Source organism: Mycobacterium sp. NGS69 (assembly GCF_059812165.1).
On the sequence record NZ_JCALCD010000009.1, the window covers coordinates 1 to 15,176 of the forward strand.

Annotated in this window: 19 protein-coding genes; 11 read left to right on the forward strand and 8 right to left on the reverse strand. The window is 68.2% G+C overall.

Annotated features, from left to right (window positions below):
* Positions 1-1,100, reverse strand: a 1,100-nt coding sequence (locus tag AC5Y2S_RS23765) for a DUF1214 domain-containing protein (RefSeq protein ID WP_499958735.1), incomplete at its 3' end; no start/stop codon positions are given.
* Positions 1,097-1,672, reverse strand: a complete 576-nt coding sequence (locus tag AC5Y2S_RS23770) for a TetR/AcrR family transcriptional regulator (protein ID WP_499958737.1) — start codon at positions 1,670-1,672, stop codon at positions 1,097-1,099. The genes AC5Y2S_RS23770 and AC5Y2S_RS23765, both read right to left, overlap by 4 nt.
* Before the next feature lie 28 nt (positions 1,673-1,700).
* Here AC5Y2S_RS23770 and AC5Y2S_RS23775 point away from each other — a divergent pair, with 28 nt between their 5' ends.
* Both AC5Y2S_RS23775 and AC5Y2S_RS23780 read left to right on the forward strand, forming a co-directional pair.
* Positions 1,701-2,945, forward strand: coding sequence for a sulfotransferase family protein (locus tag AC5Y2S_RS23775; RefSeq protein WP_499958738.1), 1,245 nt, complete (start codon positions 1,701-1,703; stop codon positions 2,943-2,945).
* Between the two features lie 27 nt (positions 2,946-2,972).
* Positions 2,973-3,863 (forward strand): alpha/beta fold hydrolase, encoded by an 891-nt coding sequence (locus AC5Y2S_RS23780; protein ID WP_499958740.1) that lies wholly within the window; start codon positions 2,973-2,975, stop codon positions 3,861-3,863.
* A 12-nt stretch (positions 3,864-3,875) separates the two neighbouring features.
* On the opposite strand, the gene AC5Y2S_RS23785 is transcribed toward AC5Y2S_RS23780, so the two are convergent.
* Both AC5Y2S_RS23785 and AC5Y2S_RS23790 read right to left on the reverse strand, forming a co-directional pair.
* Positions 3,876-4,088, reverse strand: coding sequence for a TOBE domain-containing protein (locus AC5Y2S_RS23785; RefSeq protein WP_067157920.1), 213 nt, complete (start codon positions 4,086-4,088; stop codon positions 3,876-3,878).
* 33 nt (positions 4,089-4,121) lie between these two features.
* Positions 4,122-4,706 (reverse strand): TetR/AcrR family transcriptional regulator, encoded by a 585-nt coding sequence (locus tag AC5Y2S_RS23790; RefSeq protein WP_499958988.1) that lies wholly within the window; start codon positions 4,704-4,706, stop codon positions 4,122-4,124.
* A gap of 149 nt (positions 4,707-4,855) precedes the next feature.
* Here AC5Y2S_RS23790 and AC5Y2S_RS23795 point away from each other — a divergent pair, with 149 nt between their 5' ends.
* Positions 4,856-6,196 carry a cytochrome P450 gene (locus AC5Y2S_RS23795; protein ID WP_499958741.1) on the forward strand — a complete coding sequence of 447 codons (1,341 nt, stop codon included), beginning with the start codon at positions 4,856-4,858 and terminating at the stop codon, positions 6,194-6,196.
* Position 6,197: 1 nt separating this feature from the next.
* Here the strand turns inward: AC5Y2S_RS23795 and msrA are convergent, their stop codons facing one another.
* A complete protein-coding gene (gene msrA / locus AC5Y2S_RS23800; RefSeq protein ID WP_499958743.1) occupies positions 6,198-6,713 on the reverse strand; it encodes a peptide-methionine (S)-S-oxide reductase MsrA in 516 nt (171 codons plus the stop codon).
* A gap of 140 nt (positions 6,714-6,853) precedes the next feature.
* Between msrA and AC5Y2S_RS23805 the strand changes: the two genes are divergently transcribed.
* From AC5Y2S_RS23805 to AC5Y2S_RS23815, 3 genes are all read left to right on the forward strand, one after another.
* Positions 6,854-7,360: a nuclear transport factor 2 family protein gene (locus AC5Y2S_RS23805; protein ID WP_499958745.1), complete on the forward strand. Its 507-nt coding sequence runs from the start codon at positions 6,854-6,856 to the stop codon at positions 7,358-7,360.
* A complete protein-coding gene (locus tag AC5Y2S_RS23810) occupies positions 7,357-8,376 on the forward strand; it encodes an NAD-dependent epimerase/dehydratase family protein (protein WP_499958747.1) in 1,020 nt (339 codons plus the stop codon). The genes AC5Y2S_RS23805 and AC5Y2S_RS23810 overlap by 4 nt, the downstream gene beginning before the upstream one ends.
* A 111-nt stretch (positions 8,377-8,487) precedes the next feature.
* Positions 8,488-9,270 (forward strand): class I SAM-dependent methyltransferase, encoded by a 783-nt coding sequence (locus tag AC5Y2S_RS23815; RefSeq protein ID WP_499958990.1) that lies wholly within the window; start codon positions 8,488-8,490, stop codon positions 9,268-9,270.
* Positions 9,271-9,307: 37 nt separating this feature from the next.
* Here AC5Y2S_RS23815 and AC5Y2S_RS23820 read toward each other — a convergent pair whose 3' ends face one another.
* Positions 9,308-9,508, reverse strand: a complete 201-nt coding sequence (locus AC5Y2S_RS23820; RefSeq protein WP_499958748.1) for a hypothetical protein — start codon at positions 9,506-9,508, stop codon at positions 9,308-9,310.
* Positions 9,509-9,608: 100 nt separating this feature from the next.
* On the opposite strand from AC5Y2S_RS23820, the gene AC5Y2S_RS23825 reads away from it, so the two are divergent.
* Entirely contained in the window at positions 9,609-9,992 is a 384-nt protein-coding gene (locus AC5Y2S_RS23825; RefSeq protein WP_499958750.1) for a DUF427 domain-containing protein, read from the forward strand.
* On the opposite strand, the gene AC5Y2S_RS23830 is transcribed toward AC5Y2S_RS23825, so the two are convergent.
* Positions 9,972-10,379 (reverse strand): nuclear transport factor 2 family protein, encoded by a 408-nt coding sequence (locus AC5Y2S_RS23830; RefSeq protein ID WP_499958752.1) that lies wholly within the window; start codon positions 10,377-10,379, stop codon positions 9,972-9,974. The genes AC5Y2S_RS23825 and AC5Y2S_RS23830 overlap by 21 nt on opposite strands.
* An 86-nt stretch (positions 10,380-10,465) precedes the next feature.
* Between AC5Y2S_RS23830 and AC5Y2S_RS23835 the strand changes: the two genes are divergently transcribed.
* Complete coding sequence (locus tag AC5Y2S_RS23835) at positions 10,466-11,377, forward strand: DNA-3-methyladenine glycosylase family protein (RefSeq protein ID WP_499902728.1); 912 nt, start codon at positions 10,466-10,468, stop codon at positions 11,375-11,377.
* Between the two features lie 81 nt (positions 11,378-11,458).
* Positions 11,459-12,007: a DNA starvation/stationary phase protection protein Dps gene (gene dps / locus AC5Y2S_RS23840; RefSeq protein WP_499958754.1), complete on the forward strand. Its 549-nt coding sequence runs from the start codon at positions 11,459-11,461 to the stop codon at positions 12,005-12,007.
* Here the strand turns inward: dps and AC5Y2S_RS23845 are convergent.
* Positions 12,004-13,449, reverse strand: a complete 1,446-nt coding sequence (locus tag AC5Y2S_RS23845) for a chloride channel protein (protein ID WP_499902730.1) — start codon at positions 13,447-13,449, stop codon at positions 12,004-12,006. The genes dps and AC5Y2S_RS23845 overlap by 4 nt on opposite strands.
* A gap of 115 nt (positions 13,450-13,564) precedes the next feature.
* Between AC5Y2S_RS23845 and AC5Y2S_RS23850 the strand changes: the two genes are divergently transcribed.
* Both AC5Y2S_RS23850 and AC5Y2S_RS23855 read left to right on the forward strand, forming a co-directional pair.
* Positions 13,565-14,527, forward strand: coding sequence for a pirin family protein (locus AC5Y2S_RS23850; RefSeq protein WP_499958755.1), 963 nt, complete (start codon positions 13,565-13,567; stop codon positions 14,525-14,527).
* 2 nt (positions 14,528-14,529) lie between these two features.
* Positions 14,530-15,165: a TetR/AcrR family transcriptional regulator gene (locus AC5Y2S_RS23855; RefSeq protein ID WP_499958757.1), complete on the forward strand. Its 636-nt coding sequence runs from the start codon at positions 14,530-14,532 to the stop codon at positions 15,163-15,165.
* Positions 15,166-15,176: the final 11 nt, after the last annotated feature.

Below are 15,176 nucleotides of genomic sequence, written 5' to 3' on the forward strand. Positions count from 1 at the left end.
TGCACCCGCGTCGGCGCGTCGGCGGCCTTGACCAGCTGCACCTCGGGACGCGCCGGCACGCCGTCCGCCAGGAACCACCGGAACGCGAGGTTGCCGCGCGGATAGTCCAGCGTGGTCAGTGAATTCGGATGGCTCGTCGTGCCACGGGACAGCACGATCGTCACCGAGCCGTCACCGTTGGGCACGGCGCTGCTGCCGTTCACGGAGCACCTGGCATCGGTCGCCCCAAAGGTGGCCATGAACTGGTTCCACACCACCATGTTCCAGAACCGGCAGGCCGGCGGCCGGTGCGTGATGACCAGCGCCTCGTCGTCGTCGAGCACGAAGCTGCCGTAGGAATAGCACGCATCGCGCGCCGACCAGCCGAAGTTGGCGTCGGGAACCTGGTAGGGGTCGGCGAATTCGTTTGCCGCATGGGCCGTTTCGTGCCCGAGCGCATGCTCGTCGTCCGCTCTGGTGCCGACGGCCAGCGGCACGATGGCGAACATCGTGCGCAGCCACGTCGCCACCGCCCGCAGGCTCGCGGCGGTCTCGGCATCGCCGTGCCGGATCGGGTCCGGCTCGTCGAGCGCCTCGATGTTCCAGACGACCGGGCGCCCAGTCAGCGGGTCGGCCTGATAGTCGCGGGTCATCAGCACGGCCGCGTCCGGTGTCGGCGGGAATTCGAAGCTGAAGTTGCCGTCGGCGTCCACGTCGAGGTCGCTGTCGCGGACGATCGCGACGACCCGGTCCGACCAGGCGCCGGGTGAGGGTTCGTTGTAGGCCGTGACCGAAAAGTACACGCTGTCACCGCGATTGCCGCTGATGCGGTAGCGCCGCTTCGGGTCCACCGGGCACAGGAAGTAGTAGGCGTCGGTGTTGTCGCCGCCCCAGCGGCGGTCGCGCCGGAACGGTGTGTTCACCGCGACGAATTGCGGGCGGCCGGGCTCGGGGAACAGGTAGGCGTCGAGGGCCACGCCCAGCGTGGCGGCGAGCATGCGGTAACCGTCGGCGATGTGGCGATCGTCGGTGACGGCGCGCTCGCCCTCGAGGAAGCTGCGGTCGAGCTCGCCGAGGGTGGCGAGCAGGTCCTGCCACGCGGCCGTCGAGTCGTGCGTCATGCGCTGATTCCCTTCAGTAGCAACGTGGTGGTGCGATCGACCCACTCGTCGTCCAACTCCTTGGCACGGGTGAGCAGCGCAACCAGCGTGAGGCCCGCGACGGCCTCGGCCAGATCGGCGGCGGTGACGTCGGCACGCACCTCGCCTCTTATGGACGCCGCCTGCAGCCACTCGGCGAGGCCGCCGGCGATGACGCCGGCGAACCGCTCCAGCAGCGCCGAATGCAGGGTCGGGTCCGCGGCCATCTCGCCGACCAGGCCCGGCAGCGCCGCCCGCGCGGCCGGCGTCGTCAGGAAAGCCATTGTGCGGCGGACCATTTCGCGGAGGTCGTCGGACGGCGATCCGGTGTCGGGAATCGCCGTAGCGGCGCCGATCGGGAACACCGCCTCGTGCACCAGGTGCGCCTTGCTCGGCCAGCGCCGGTAGATCGCGGGCTTGCTGGTGCCGGCCCGTTCCGCGATGGCGGAGACCAGCAGGCCTGGATAACCGGTTTCCGCGAGAAGTTCGACCGTCGCGCGCAGCACGGCGGCGTCGATACGCGGGTCACGGGGTCGGCCGAAATCTACAACCATTACGAAACTCAGAGTAACATAAGTCGCCGTGACCGATGCCGTTCGCTCCGTTCCCCTCGACGACCTGGCGCTGCCCCGATTCGGCGCCGAGGCCCAGCAAATCCTCGACATGATGGCAACGATGGCCCCGGACTGTCCGCTCGATGCCGACGCCCTGCACGCCCGGGCCAGCGCCGACACCGGCCTGGACGATTTCGGCGCGGACGACTACCGAGAACGACTCGACGTCTACCTCGCCGACCTGCGCGACATCGACGGGCTGCACGCCGCAGGAGCGGTCAACTTCTTCGCGCAGCTGGTGCAGCTGCTGAAGAACCGGCTGCTGCTCACCGACCTACTGCGCCGGCATCCCGAGATCGACGACATCGAGCTGCAGCCGCCGATCGTGATCGCGGGCCTGCCCCGCACCGGCACCACCCACCTGCACAACCTGCTGGCGGCGGCGCCCACCTTCCGCACCATGCCGTACTGGGAAAGCGTCGAACCGTTCCCGTTGCCGGCCGAGGCGGGGATCGAGCCGGATCCACGGCGTGCCCGGATGGACGTCGGGGTCGCGGTCATCAACACCGTGATGCCGTATTTCCCGCTGATGCACGAGATGACGACGGACCACGTGCACGAGGAAATCCAATTGCTCGCCAACGACTTCTCGACGATGCTCTTCGAGACCCTCGCCGAGGCCCCCCGCTGGCGGCGCTACTACCAGGCGCACGATCAGACGCCGCACTACCGGTACCTGGCCCGGCAGCTCAAGGCCATGCAGTTCCTGCGCGGCGGGCGGCGCTGGCTGCTCAAGTCGCCGCAGCACCTCGAGCAGGTGCCGGTGTTGGACCGGGTCTTTCCGGGCAGCGTTGTGGTGTTCACCCATCGCGATCCGGTCCCGGTGGCGCTGTCGATGATCGCGATGATCACCTATTCCGCGCGCATGCACCGCTCGCCCGTGCCGGTGCGAGAGATCGCGGAGCAGTGGGTCGACCGCCTGGATCACATGCTTAGCGCGCTGGTCCGCGACCGCGACACCATCGGTCCCGACCGCTCGGTCGACATCCGCTTCGACGATTTCATGGCCGACGAGCTCGGTGTCGCCGAGCGGGTGTACGCGCTGGCCGGCGAGCCGCTCACCGACGAGGCGCGCGCGGCGGTCGCCGGTTACCTGGCGGGTCACCAGCGCGGACGGCTGGGGAACGTCGAGACGTCGTACGAGATGTTCGGGTTGACGGAGGACGCCCTGCGGGAGCGCTTCGCGCCATACGTCGACCGGTTCCTGACCTGAGGCGGCGGTCGACTACGTTCTGAATTCATGGTCGCTATGCCCGCGCTGGACGGTGTCGAACACAGGTACGTCGAACTCGGGGATGGCGTGACGATCCACGTCGCCGACGCGGGCCCGGCGAACGGGCCGGCAGTGATGCTGGTGCACGGCTTCCCCCAAAACTGGTGGGAATGGCACGAATTGATCGGCCCACTGGCCGCCGACGGCTACCGGGTGCTGTGTCCCGACCTGCGGGGCGCCGGCTGGAGTTCGGCGCCGCGCTCCGACTACCGCAAGAACGACATGGCCGATGACCTGGCCGCGGTGCTGGACCGGTTGGGGGTCGCCACCGTGACGCTCGTCGGCCACGACTGGGGTGGGCCGATCTCGTTCATCATGATGCTGCGCCACCCGGAGAAGGTCACCGGGTATTTCGGCTTGAACACCGCCGCGCCGTGGTTCAAAAAGGATCTCAAGCTCGTTCGCAATGTGTGGCGGTTCTGGTACCAGATCCCGATCATGCTGCCGGTGATCGGCCCGCGCGTGATCGCCGATCCCAAGGCCCGGTTCTACCGGTTCCTGGCGTCGTGGGTCGGCGGCGGCTACTTGGTCAACGAGGACGACGTGCGCTTCTACATCGAGTGCATGCGCCAGCCCGGGCACGCGGTGGCCGGCTCGCGGTGGTACCGAACCTTCCAGAGCACCGAGGTGTGGCGCTGGATGGGCGGCGAGTACGACGACGCCCGCGTCGAGGTGCCGGTGCGCTGGCTCAGCGGGACCAAGGATCCGGTGCTGACGCCGGATCTGCTGGACGGATACGCCGACCACATAACCGATTTCAAGGTCGAGTTGGTCGACGGCGTCGGCCACTGGATCGTCGAGCAGCGACCCGAGCTGGTTCTCGACCGGCTGCGCGCCTTCCTGCGCGGCGAAATATAAACTGCCGCGGCGCTATTCGACGCCGATGGTGACTTCGGTGGACTTGATGAACACGGTAGCGGGCTGGCCGACCGCCAGGCCAAGGTCGACCGCCGCGTCCTTGGTCACCGACGACGTGACGATCTGGTCGCCGCCGTCGAGCTTGACCTTCACGATCGCCATCACGGCGCCGAGATCAACCTCGGTGATCGTTCCCTTGAGTTGGTTGCGGGTCGATAGCCGCATCGCAGTCCTCCGTCTGTGGGTCTGCGATCGAGCCTAGTGTCGCGGTCCGAGCAGGGCTATGGAGGCGTCCACCGCCGGTTCGACGATCCCTCGCACCGGTTTGCCGTCCTCGACGGCCAGCGCCGTCAGCTCGCGCAGGCCGCCCAACAGGATCACCGCCAGGGGGGCGGTCAACGGCGGCAGCTCCGCGCGCCGGAATCCCGGGCTCGCGCTGAGGTCGATCAGCAGGCTGGACAACAGCTGCACGCCGCGGCGCTGCACCGGGCGGGCGACCGCACCCAGCGACGGCAGCTCGCGGATCAAGCTCAAGGTGATGGCGGGGCGGGACTCCATGTGTCCGACATAGGCTTCGACGGCCTGCCGAATTTGGTGGTGCCAGTCGGCCTCGGGGTCCACGGCCGAGGCGATGTTCTCGCCGAGCTTCTCGATGTCGGCCCGGAGCAGTTCCAGGAAGCAGTCCTCTTTGCTCGCGAACTGGTCGTAGAAGGTGCGCTTGGACGTGCGGGCGTGGCGGACGATGTCGGCGACGGTGCTGGTTCGGTATCCGCGCTCTCCGATCGCGGTGGCGAGTCCGTCGAGCAGCCGGAGTCGAAAGGGGTCCGCTGAGGGGTCGGCCACGAACGCGTCGTCAACCGCTGATGTCACGGGCGCCCCCTTCGGTGAATCCCTTGTCAGGCTTGGTACCACAGAGTACCGTATCGGGAAAGGTTTTGGTACACCGCGGTACCGTCCCCGGACCCGGGGTCAGATAGGGGAGCAGCAACGCCATGAGCGACGTCGTCACCGCCCCGCCGGGGGCCCCGGCAGTCAAGCTGCCGCCCGCGGCCCGGATTCCGAAGCTGTTGTGCGGCATCGCCTTCGCCACTTCGCGCCGCGGGATGGTCAAGCGCCTGGCGCGCCGCCACGGCGACGTGTTCACGCTCAACATCCCGATCTACGGTCGCGTCGTGATGGTCGGCGACCCGCAGCTGGCCAAGCAGATCTTTACGACCGGCCCCGAGGAGCTCGGCAACATCCAGCCCAACCTGAGCCGCCTGTTCGGCACCGGCTCCGTGTTCGCGCTCGACGGGGACGATCACCGCCGGCGGCGGCGCCTGTTGGCGCCGCCCTTCCACGGCAAGAGCATGAAGAACTACGAGGCGATCATCGAGGAGGAGACGCTGCGCGAGACGGCCAATTGGCCGGAAGGACGGCCGTTCCCGACGCTGCCGTCGATGATGCACATCACGCTCAACGCGATCCTGCGCGCCGTGTTCGGCGCCGACGGCGCCGAGCTCGACGAGCTACGCCGGCTCATTCCGCCGTGGGTCACGCTCGGCTCGCGGCTGGCCGCACTGCCGAAACCCGAACGGACATACGGCCGGTTCAGCCCGTGGGGCCGGCTGGCCGAATGGCGGCGCCAGTACGACGTCGTCATCGACAAGCTGATCGACGCCGAGCGGGCGGATCCGAACTTCGCCGACCGCACCGACGTGCTCGCGCTGATGCTGCGCAGCACCTACGAGGACGGGTCGGCCATGTCGCGCAAGGACATCGGTGACGAGCTGCTCACCTTGCTGGCCGCCGGCCACGAGACTACCGCCTCCACCCTGGGCTGGGCGTTCGAGCGGCTGACCAGGCACCCCGAGGTGCTGGCCGACCTGGTCGAGGAGGCCGACAACGGCGGCAGTGAGCTGCGCCAGGCGGCGATCCTGGAGGTGCAGCGGGCCAGAACCGTCATCGATTTCGCGGCCCGCCGCGTCTATCCGCCAACCTTCCAGCTCGGCGAATGGGTCCTCTCCCAAGGGGATTCGATCATCATTAGCATCGCGAAGATCCACGACAACCCCGACATCTATCCCGACCCGGAGCGCTTCGATCCGCAGCGCTACATCGGGGGCAAGCCGTCCACGTTCGCATGGATCCCGTTCGGCGGCGGTACCCGCCGCTGCGTGGGGGCTGCGTTCGCCAACATGGAGATGGACGTGGTGCTGCGAACGGTGCTGCGCGACTTCGCGATTGAGACCACGACGGCACCGGGCGAGCGCTGGCACTCCCGCGGTGTCGCCTACACCCCCAAGAACGGCGGGCGCATCGTGGTGCACCGGCGGCGGAGCGCCGGGGACTAAATCAGCCGCCGGCGGCGGCGCGGCGCGGCAGCTTCCAGCCCGGACGCACGAAGTGGCAGGTGTACCCGTTGGGGTAGTGCTGCAGGTAGTCCTGATGCTCGGGCTCGGCCTCCCAGAAATCCCCGGCGGGACTGACCTCGGTCACGACCTTGCCCGGCCACAGGCCCGACGCGTCGACGTCGGCGATGGTGTCGAGCGCGATCCGCTTCTGCTCGTCGTCGACGTAGAAGATGGCCGAGCGGTAGCTGGTCCCCATGTCGTTGCCCTGACGGTTCTTCGTCGTCGGATCGTGGATCTGGAAGAAGAACTCAAGCAGCGCGCGGTAATCGGTGACCGCCGGGTCGTAGACGATTTCGATGGCCTCGGCGTGTGTGCCGTGATTGCGGTAGGTCGCGTTGGGGACGTCGCCGCCCGTGTAGCCGACCCGGGTCGAGATGACGCCGGGTTGCTTGCGGATCAGGTCCTGCATGCCCCAGAAGCAGCCGCCGGCGAGGATCGCCTTTTGAGGATCTGTCATGTTTGCCCCTCCTTGCCATCTCGCTACCCGTAGTCGCGTGCAACCCGAGGCGATCTTCCGATTATTCCGCATAGCCGCCCCCGGCGGCCGCCGGCGCGCAATGCTCGACAAACGTCAATAGAACGTGTTCTAGTTTTGGCATGACTACCCGCACTTTCTCGCGCGGCGAACTCGCCGCCGCCTTCGAGAAATTCGAGGAAACCGTCGCCCGGGCGGCCGAAACCCGGGACTGGGATGCCTGGGTCGAGCAATACACGCCGGATGTCGAGTACATCGAGCACGCGGCGGGCACCATGCGCGGCCGCGACGAAGTGCGCGAGTGGATCAAGCAGACGATGACGACCTTCCCCGGCAGCCACATGGTCGCGTTCCCGACGCTGTGGTCGGTCATCGACGAGCCCACCGGGCGGGTCATCCTCGAGCTGGACAACCCGATGCGCGACCCCGGCGACGGCAGCGTCATCAGCGCCACCAACATCACCATCATCACCTACGCCGGCGACGGCCTGTGGAGTCGCGAGGAAGACATCTACAACCCGCTGCGCTTCCTGCGGGCGGGGATGAAGTGGTGCCGCAAGGCGCAGGCGCTGGGCACGCTGGACGACGACGCGGCGCGCTGGATGCAACAGAACGGCGGTCAACGGTGAGCGCGAAACCCAAGCTGGTCATCGGCGCCAACGGCTTTCTGGGTTCGCATGTGACTCGCCAGCTCGTCGCCGACGGCGCCGAAGTGCGGGTGATGGTGCGCCCGAACGCAAACACCCGCAGCATCGACGACCTCGAGGTCACCCGATTCCTGGGCGACGTCTTCGACACCGACACGGTGCGCGCGGCGATGGACGGCGTCGACGACGTCTACTACTGCGTCGTCGACACCCGCGCCTGGTTGCGTGACCCCTCGCCGTTGTTTCGCACCAACGTGGAAGGCCTGCGCAACGTCCTCGACGTCGCCGTCAAAGAACCCGGCCTGCGCCGGTTCGTCTTCACCAGCACCTACGCGACGGTGGGCCGGCGACACGGGCACGTGGCGACCGAAGAGGATGTCATCGATCCCCGCGGCCTGACCCCGTACGTCCAATCCCGGGTCCAGGCCGAAGATTTGGTGATGCGCTACGTCGCCGACGCCGGGCTGCCCGCCGTCGCGATGTGCGTCTCGACGACGTACGGCAGCGGGGACTGGGGAGGTACCCCGCACGGCGCTTTCATCGCCGGCGCGGTCTTCGGCAAGCTGCCCTTCCTGATGAACGGCATCCGGCTCGAGGTCGTCGGCGTGGACGACGCCGCCCGGGCCATGATCCTGGCCGCGGAGCGCGGCCGCATCGGGGAGCGATACCTGGTCTCCGAGCGGATGTTCGCGCTGAACGATGTCGTGCGAATCGCGGCCGACGAGGCCGGCGTGCCGCCACCGCGGCGCGCGATCTCGGTGCCGGTGCTCTATGCCCTGGCCGCGTTCGGCACTCTGCGGGCGCGACTCACCGGCAAGGACTCCGAACTCAGCCTCAAGTCGGTGCGGATGATGCGCGCCGAAGCGGACGTCGACAGCAGCAAGGCAAAGCGCGAATTGGGTTGGCAGCCACGCCCGGTGGAGGAATCCATCCGTGAGGCGGCCCGGTTCTGGGCGGAGCTGAAGGTCGCCAGCGGCAAAAGCGCGACGCCGAGCTGAACGCCGCGCCGCTGGGCGTTCAACACTGCCGTCGTGGTCGCGCCGCGACTAGCCTCGGGCGGCGTGACTGCCGAAAAGGTAAGCGTTGACCTCAGCGGGGCGCCCCAGACGATGCTGGCAACGCTGTACGCCAAGGCGCTGGACGCCGACTTCAAGACACCGATCCTGGGCGACCGGTATGCGAAGGAGATCGTCCAACGCATCGACTACGACTGGAAAAAGACCACCATCACCGCGCGCAGGGCGCCGTCGGTCACCACCCGGTCCGCGCACTTCGACGCCTGGGTCCGCCAATTTCTTGCGGCGCACCCGCGGGCCGTCGTGCTGCACCTGGGCTGCGGACTGGACAGCCGGTGTCTGCGGGTGCAGCCAGGCCCGGGCGTCGAGTGGTACGACGTCGACTACCCCGAAGTCGCCGCCCTGCGCGCCCAGCTCTACCCCGCGCGCGACCACTATCGGATCATCGCCGCCTCCGTCACCGACCCGGCCTGGCTCGGGGACATTCCCGCGGACCGTCCCGCGCTGATGATCGGCGAGGGGCTGACCATGTACCTCACCGAGCAGGACGGCACCGCATTACTGCGCCGCGTGGTCGATCACTTCGGCTCGGGCGAGCTGCAGTTCGACGCCTTCAACTCGCTCGGGATCAAGTCGCAGTGGCTCAACACCGTCGTGCGCCGTTCGGGATCCACACTGTCCTGGGCGATCAACGGGCCTGACGACATCGTCGACGCCGTGCCGGGTGTGCGGCTCATGGCCTGGGAGCGGTGGTTCGAGTCGTACACCTTCGCGCAACTCCCGCGCTCCACGCGGGCGCTGGGGAAGGCCATGTCGCTGGTCGAGGCCGTCGCCAACATGGCGCAATACCACCGCTACGCATTCGGGCCGGCCTGATCGGGAAGGGTTGAGCGCGCGGTCGCTTGTCCCGGTTTCAGTTGGCCGGCCTCGACGGCAACGTCGTGACGATCGCGCCACCGGCCGTCGCGGAGATGCAGCGGATGCAGCGGCAGTTCGCCCGTGGGCGCAGCGCCCACGGGCTCACCTGCACGGTGGGAATCTGCAGGCCGGCCATCGCGTCGACCACCTGCAGCTGCGCCGAATTGGAGCCCACGTCGAGCGCGCCGAGTTTCATGCGCGCGCATACCCCCGGATGTTCGCCCTGAGCAAGCTCCCCGGGAAGTCTTGGACCCTGGTTGGTGTTGCAAGCTGCATCCGCGTCTGAGGAGGAACCCATGAGCCACCCGGAAATCAAAGAACCGAGCGCCGGGCATCCGATCACCATCGAGCCGACGAGGGGCCGGGTGCAGGTCCGCGTCAAGGGCGAACTCGTCGCCGACACCACGGCGGCGTTGGAGCTGCGTGAGGCGACTTTGCCTGCGGTGCAATACATCCCGATGGGCGACGTGGTCGCCGATCGGCTCACCCCCACCGACACCAGCACCCACTGCCCGTTCAAGGGCGACGCCAGCTACTACAGCGTGACCACGTCGGCCGGCGAGATGGTCGACGATGTGATCTGGACATACGAGCAGCCCTACCCCGCCGTCGCGGCGATCGCGGGGCACGTCGCCTTCTACCCGAACAAGGCGGAGATCTCAGTAGCCGCCACTGGGTGACGGGGGCAGCGCCCGCTCCTGCGCGCGGGTGTCGCTGTATTCGCGCATCGACACGATGAGCCCGTCGCGCGTTTCGAAGATGCACACGAAGGGGCTGTCGTATTCGGCGCCGTCGGTGGTGGTGCCCGACGCATTGGCCTCGATCACCACCGTGTCGCCCTCGGTGATGCAGCGGCGCAGGTCGACGGTGATCTCGAGGGTGCGCTTGCGCCAGTCGACCGATTGCCGCAGGGTCGCCTTGTCGAAGGAGGTCCGGGTGTACAGGCTCCAGTAGGTGAAGTCGTCGCTGAGCAGCATGAAGCCCTCGTCCAAGTCGCCGCCCTCGCTCAAGCTCTGCAGGAACATCCAGGCGAGTTCGGTCTGCGGGGCATCGAAAGGCGTCATCACATCGCAATATTGTCGTGGGACATCGTTAGCGGTCAATCAGCTCGATCCCCGGAGTCGGCTGTGACCCCAGACTGCAGAGATATCGGGTGAAGAGCGCGCGCACGGTCACGTTCCCCGGGGCGGCCAGCTTCGGGCACACCCTGGCACCGCTGCGCCGCGGTTCAGGCGACCCTTGTTTCCGGCTGCCGGGTGACGGCACCATCTGGCGAACCGGCCTGCTGCCCAGTGGGCCCGTCACGGCGCGGATCAGCCGCGCCGCCGCCAACGCGGCCCATTGCGAGGCCTGGGGTGGCGGGGCGCAGGAATTCCTCGAGACGCTGCCCGCGATGCTGGGCGCCGACGACGACGCCTCGGACTTCGAACCGCGCGACCCCATCGTCGCCGCCGCGCACCAACGCGTGCCACACCTGCGACTGGGCCGCACCGGGCGGGTGCTGGAGGCCCTGATCCCGGCGATCATCGAGCAGCGGGTGCCCGGCGCCGACGCGTTTCGGTCCTGGCGCGTCCTGGTGTCCAAGCACGGGACGCCCGCGCCCGGACCGGCGCCGGCCGGGATGCGGGTGCCGCCGTCGGCCGAGGCGTGGCGGCACATCCCGTCGTGGGAGTTTCATCGCGCCAACGTCGACCCGAGGCGGGCGCAGACCGTGGTGAGTTGTGCGCGACGGGCGGCCTCGTTGGAGCGGCTGGTGTCACGCCCGGCGGAGCAGGCCCGCCGGGCGTTGATGTCCCTGCCAGGAGTCGGCGAGTGGACCGCGGCCGAAACCGCGCAGCGGGCATTCGGTGACGCCGACGCCGTGTCGGTGGGCGACTATCACATCCCGAAGATGATCGGCTGGACGCTGCTGGGCCGCCCCGTCGACGACGCGGTGATGCTCGAGCTGCTAGAACCGATGCGCCCGCATCGCCACCGGGTGGTGCGGCTGCTGGAGGCCAGCGGCCTGGCGTACGAGCCGCGGCGCGGCGCGCGGCTGCCGGTGCAGCAAATCCGCACGCTCTGACCCGCGGTGTTTTCCAGCTGGGCCATCGGGTACCCAGCAGGGCAAGCACGCGAACCGCAGGGAAGGAAGCTAGGAAAAGCAATGACCCAGTTCACTATTCCGGGATTGACCGACAAGCAGGCGGCGCGACTCACCGAACTGCTGCAAAGGCAACTGAGCACCTACAACGATCTGCACCTCACGTTGAAGCACATTCACTGGAACGTGGTGGGCCCGAATTTCATTGGCGTGCACGAGATGATCGACCCCCAGGTGGACGCGGTGCGGAACTTCGCCGACGATGTCGCCGAACGCATTGCGGCGCTTGGGGCTTCGCCGCAGGGCACGCCGGGCGCGATCATCAAGGACCGCTCGTGGGACGACTACTCCGTCGGCCGCGACACCGTCCAGGCGCATCTGGCGGCGCTGGACCTGGTCTACAACGGCGTGATCGAGGACATCCGCCAAGCCATCGACGAGACGGACGAACTCGACCCGGTGACCCAGGACCTGTTGATCGGGCAGGCGGGGCAACTCGAGAAGTTCCAATGGTTTGTCCGGGCACATCTGGAAAGTGCCGGGGGCGCGCTGGCCCACGAGGGAACCAGCACCGAAAAGGACGCAGCGAGCAGCGCGCGACGCGAGCCCTAGCTTTGGGTGGGCGATTCGCCGTCGGCGACCGGCGAAGCTTGGCGCGCGCGCTCGGCTTCGGCGGTTTCCCGGTTCAGCCGCTGCGCCTCGTAAATCGTGACGTTGCTGCGCGACAGCACCAACGCCGCTATCCCGACGGCGAGGATCGCGCCGGGCACCACCGAAAATGAGCCGGTCATCTCGGCGACCATGATCATGATGGCCAGCGGCGCGCGCGCCACGCTGCCGAAGCACGCCATCATGCCGACCACGACGAAGATGCCCGGCTGGTGCGGCACCCCGGGCAGCCCGGACAGCTCGCCCAGCCTCCAGACCGCGGCCCCGACGAAGGCGCCGATCACGATCCCTGGCCCGAACAGCCCGCCGGACCCGCCGGTGCCGATCGATAGCGATGTGGCGACGATCTTGGCGATCGGCAGGACGACGACGATCCACAACGGGATCGCCATCAGCGACGTGCGATCGGCCGCCAGCTGGGCCCAGCCGTAGCCGCTGCTGAGGACCTGCGGGAGCAACAGTCCCAGCAGCCCGACGAGCAGGCCGCCGAGCGCCGGCTTGAGCACGGGCCCGCCGGGCAGCCGGTCGGTGAGCCGCACGGTGGTGTGGAAGGTGCGGGCATACAAATAGCCGACCGCCGCCGCGACCAGACCGATCACCACGAACCACAGCAGCGGCCATGCCTTCTCGAAGCGATACTCGGCGTCGATGTAGCCGAACAGCGGATCGAAGCCGAGGAAGGCCCCGAGCACCGCGTAGGCCGTGCCCGACGTGATAAAGCCGGGCAGCAGGTAGCGGTACTCGAAGTCGTCACGGTAGGGGATCGACGCGGCCAGCACCGCCCCACCCAACGGCGCGGCGAAGATCGCGCCGATGCCCGCGCCGATGCCCAGCGCCACCGCCGTCCGGCCGTCCTCGTCGGAGAGGTTCAGCCGCCGGGCGAGCAGCGAGGAAAAGCCGGCCGAGATTTGCGCGGTCGGGCCCTCGCGGCCGGCCGAACCGCCCGAGCCGATGGTCAGCGCGCTCGCCGCCATCTTCACCAGCACCGCACGGAAGCGGATGGCGCGGGGATCACCGTGGACGGCCTGGATGGCTTCGTCGGTGCCGTGACCGGTCGCCTCCGGGGCCAGCTTCGTCACGATCAACGCGGACAGCAACGCGCCGCCCGTCGTCACCAACGGGATCGCCCACGGCCGGCTGAAGCCCGCCGACCCGTGGCCGCCACCCTCCCCGACGGGCGTCGGGATGTGATATCCGGCCAGGTAGCCGAGCAGAAACTCGGCGGTGTACTTCAGCGCGAAGTAGAAGACGACGGCTCCCAGGCCCGCGATGACGCCGATGATGACGCCCAGCAGCAGCCACTTTTGCAGGTAGCCCGACTTGCGGATCGAGGCCCCGAAGCGCCCGCCCGCGGCGCGGGCCGGGGCCTCCGCCGGGTCGCTCACGCCGCGCGCCTGACCCCAAGCATCACGTCATCTTATGCAGCGCGACCGGCCGCACGCCGGGGAATAAGCGGACCAAAGTCCGGTTATATGGGTATCCGTTACCGAGGAGGTAAAAGTGCCCGCTATAACCACAAATACGTTGACGCTGCCGCGCGTCGGCGCCGCCGGCCCCGCCGAGACCGAACGGCCGGTCCGGTCGATCACCACCGGACCGCGCGGCTACGAGGGCGAGGGTTTCCCGGTGGTCCGGGCGTTCGCCGGGATCGACGCCGCCGCCCTGGATCCCTTCGTGCACATGGACCAGATGGGCGAGGTGGAGTACCAGCCTGGTGAACCCAGGGGCACCGACTGGCATCCGCATCGAGGGTTCGAAACCGTCACCTACATGATCGACGGAAAGTTCGCGCACCAGGATTCGCACGGCGGCGGCGGCCTGATCACCGACGGCGCGACGCAATGGATGACGGCGGGTTCGGGCATCCTGCACATCGAGACCCCGCCCGCCGAGCTGGTCGAAAGCGGCGGCGTCTTCCACGGCGTCCAGCTGTGGGTGAATTTGCCCAAGAGGGACAAGTTCGCGGCGCCGCGGTATCAGGCCATCGAGGGCGGCGACGCCGGCTTGGTCGCTTCGGACGACGCCGGAGCCCTGGTGCGCATCATCGCCGGCGAGATCGACGGTCACCGCGGCCCCGGGATCACCCACACGCCGATCACGCTGGCCCACGCGACGATCGAAGGCGGCGCCCGGCTCAACATTCCGTGGCGGCGCGATTTCAATGCGCTGGTGTACGTGCTGTCCGGCAGCGGATACGTCGGTCCGGTGCGCCACCCGATCCGCTCGGGGCAATTGGCCGTGCTCGGGCCGGGTGACCGGATCACCGTGGGGGCCGACCGGCAATCGATCGACGTGTTGTTGCTGGGCGGTCAGCCGATTCGCGAGCCGGTATTCCACTATGGGCCTTTCGTGATGAACACCCGCGCCGAATTGGTCCAGGCGCTGCAGGACTACCAGGCGGGAAAATTCGGCAGCATTCCGCCAAATGCTTTAATGCCACACCGCGGCGGTGGCACACTCTAGAAATGTCGCAAACGGTGAGTCGCCGGCCGGGACGTCCGCCCGCCGCAAAGGCGGACGAGACGCGCCAGCGGATCATGCAGGCGGCTCGCCTGGTGTTCAGCGAGCGGGGTTACGACGGCGCGACGTTCCAGGCGATCGCCGCGCGCGCCGACCTGACCCGACCGGCGATCAACCACTACTTTTCCACCAAGCGGCTCCTGTACCGGGAGGTGCTGAAACAGACGAACGGCCTCGTCATCGGGGCCGGCATCCGACAGGCGGAGAGCGAGACCACGCTCACGGGGCGGCTCACGGCGTTCATCACCGCGGCGGTGCGGGCAAACTCCGACAATCCCGCCGTCTCGGCGTTTATGATTGCCGCGGTGCTCGAGTCGCAACGGCATCCAGAATTGAGCGGAGCCGAAATTGATTCGGTCAAAATCAGCCGCGAATTTCTGACGTCGGCGGTCAACGATGCAATCGAGCGCCGGGAGGTCGCCCCCGATATCGACGCGTCCGCATTGGTCGAGACGCTAATAGTCGTGCTCTGCGGGGTCGGGTTTTACGCCGGCTACATCCGCAGCTATGAGGAGATCCTGGCGATCAGCGACGTGCTGCGCCGGCTGCTGGAAGGCGCGCTCTGGAGTCCGGAGACCTGACCGGCTGGGCG

What these genes read in the sequence shown, in the direction of transcription:
- AC5Y2S_RS23795 (WP_499958741.1), top strand. Translation starts at nt 4,856, where the DNA reads ATGAGCGACGTCGTCACCGCCCCGCCGGGGGCCCCGGCAGTCAAGCTG.
- msrA (WP_499958743.1), bottom strand. Translation starts at nt 6,713, where the DNA reads ATGACAGATCCTCAAAAGGCGATCCTCGCCGGCGGCTGCTTCTGGGGC.
- AC5Y2S_RS23785 (WP_067157920.1), bottom strand. Translation starts at nt 4,088, where the DNA reads ATGCGGCTATCGACCCGCAACCAACTCAAGGGAACGATCACCGAGGTT.
- dps (WP_499958754.1), top strand. Translation starts at nt 11,459, where the DNA reads ATGACCCAGTTCACTATTCCGGGATTGACCGACAAGCAGGCGGCGCGA.
- AC5Y2S_RS23855 (WP_499958757.1), top strand. Translation starts at nt 14,530, where the DNA reads ATGTCGCAAACGGTGAGTCGCCGGCCGGGACGTCCGCCCGCCGCAAAG.
- AC5Y2S_RS23770 (WP_499958737.1), bottom strand. Translation starts at nt 1,672, where the DNA reads ATGGTTGTAGATTTCGGCCGACCCCGTGACCCGCGTATCGACGCCGCC.
- AC5Y2S_RS23825 (WP_499958750.1), top strand. Translation starts at nt 9,609, where the DNA reads ATGAGCCACCCGGAAATCAAAGAACCGAGCGCCGGGCATCCGATCACC.
- AC5Y2S_RS23820 (WP_499958748.1), bottom strand. Translation starts at nt 9,508, where the DNA reads ATGAAACTCGGCGCGCTCGACGTGGGCTCCAATTCGGCGCAGCTGCAG.
- AC5Y2S_RS23815 (WP_499958990.1), top strand. Translation starts at nt 8,488, where the DNA reads ATGCTGGCAACGCTGTACGCCAAGGCGCTGGACGCCGACTTCAAGACA.
- AC5Y2S_RS23780 (WP_499958740.1), top strand. Translation starts at nt 2,973, where the DNA reads ATGGTCGCTATGCCCGCGCTGGACGGTGTCGAACACAGGTACGTCGAA.
- AC5Y2S_RS23805 (WP_499958745.1), top strand. Translation starts at nt 6,854, where the DNA reads ATGACTACCCGCACTTTCTCGCGCGGCGAACTCGCCGCCGCCTTCGAG.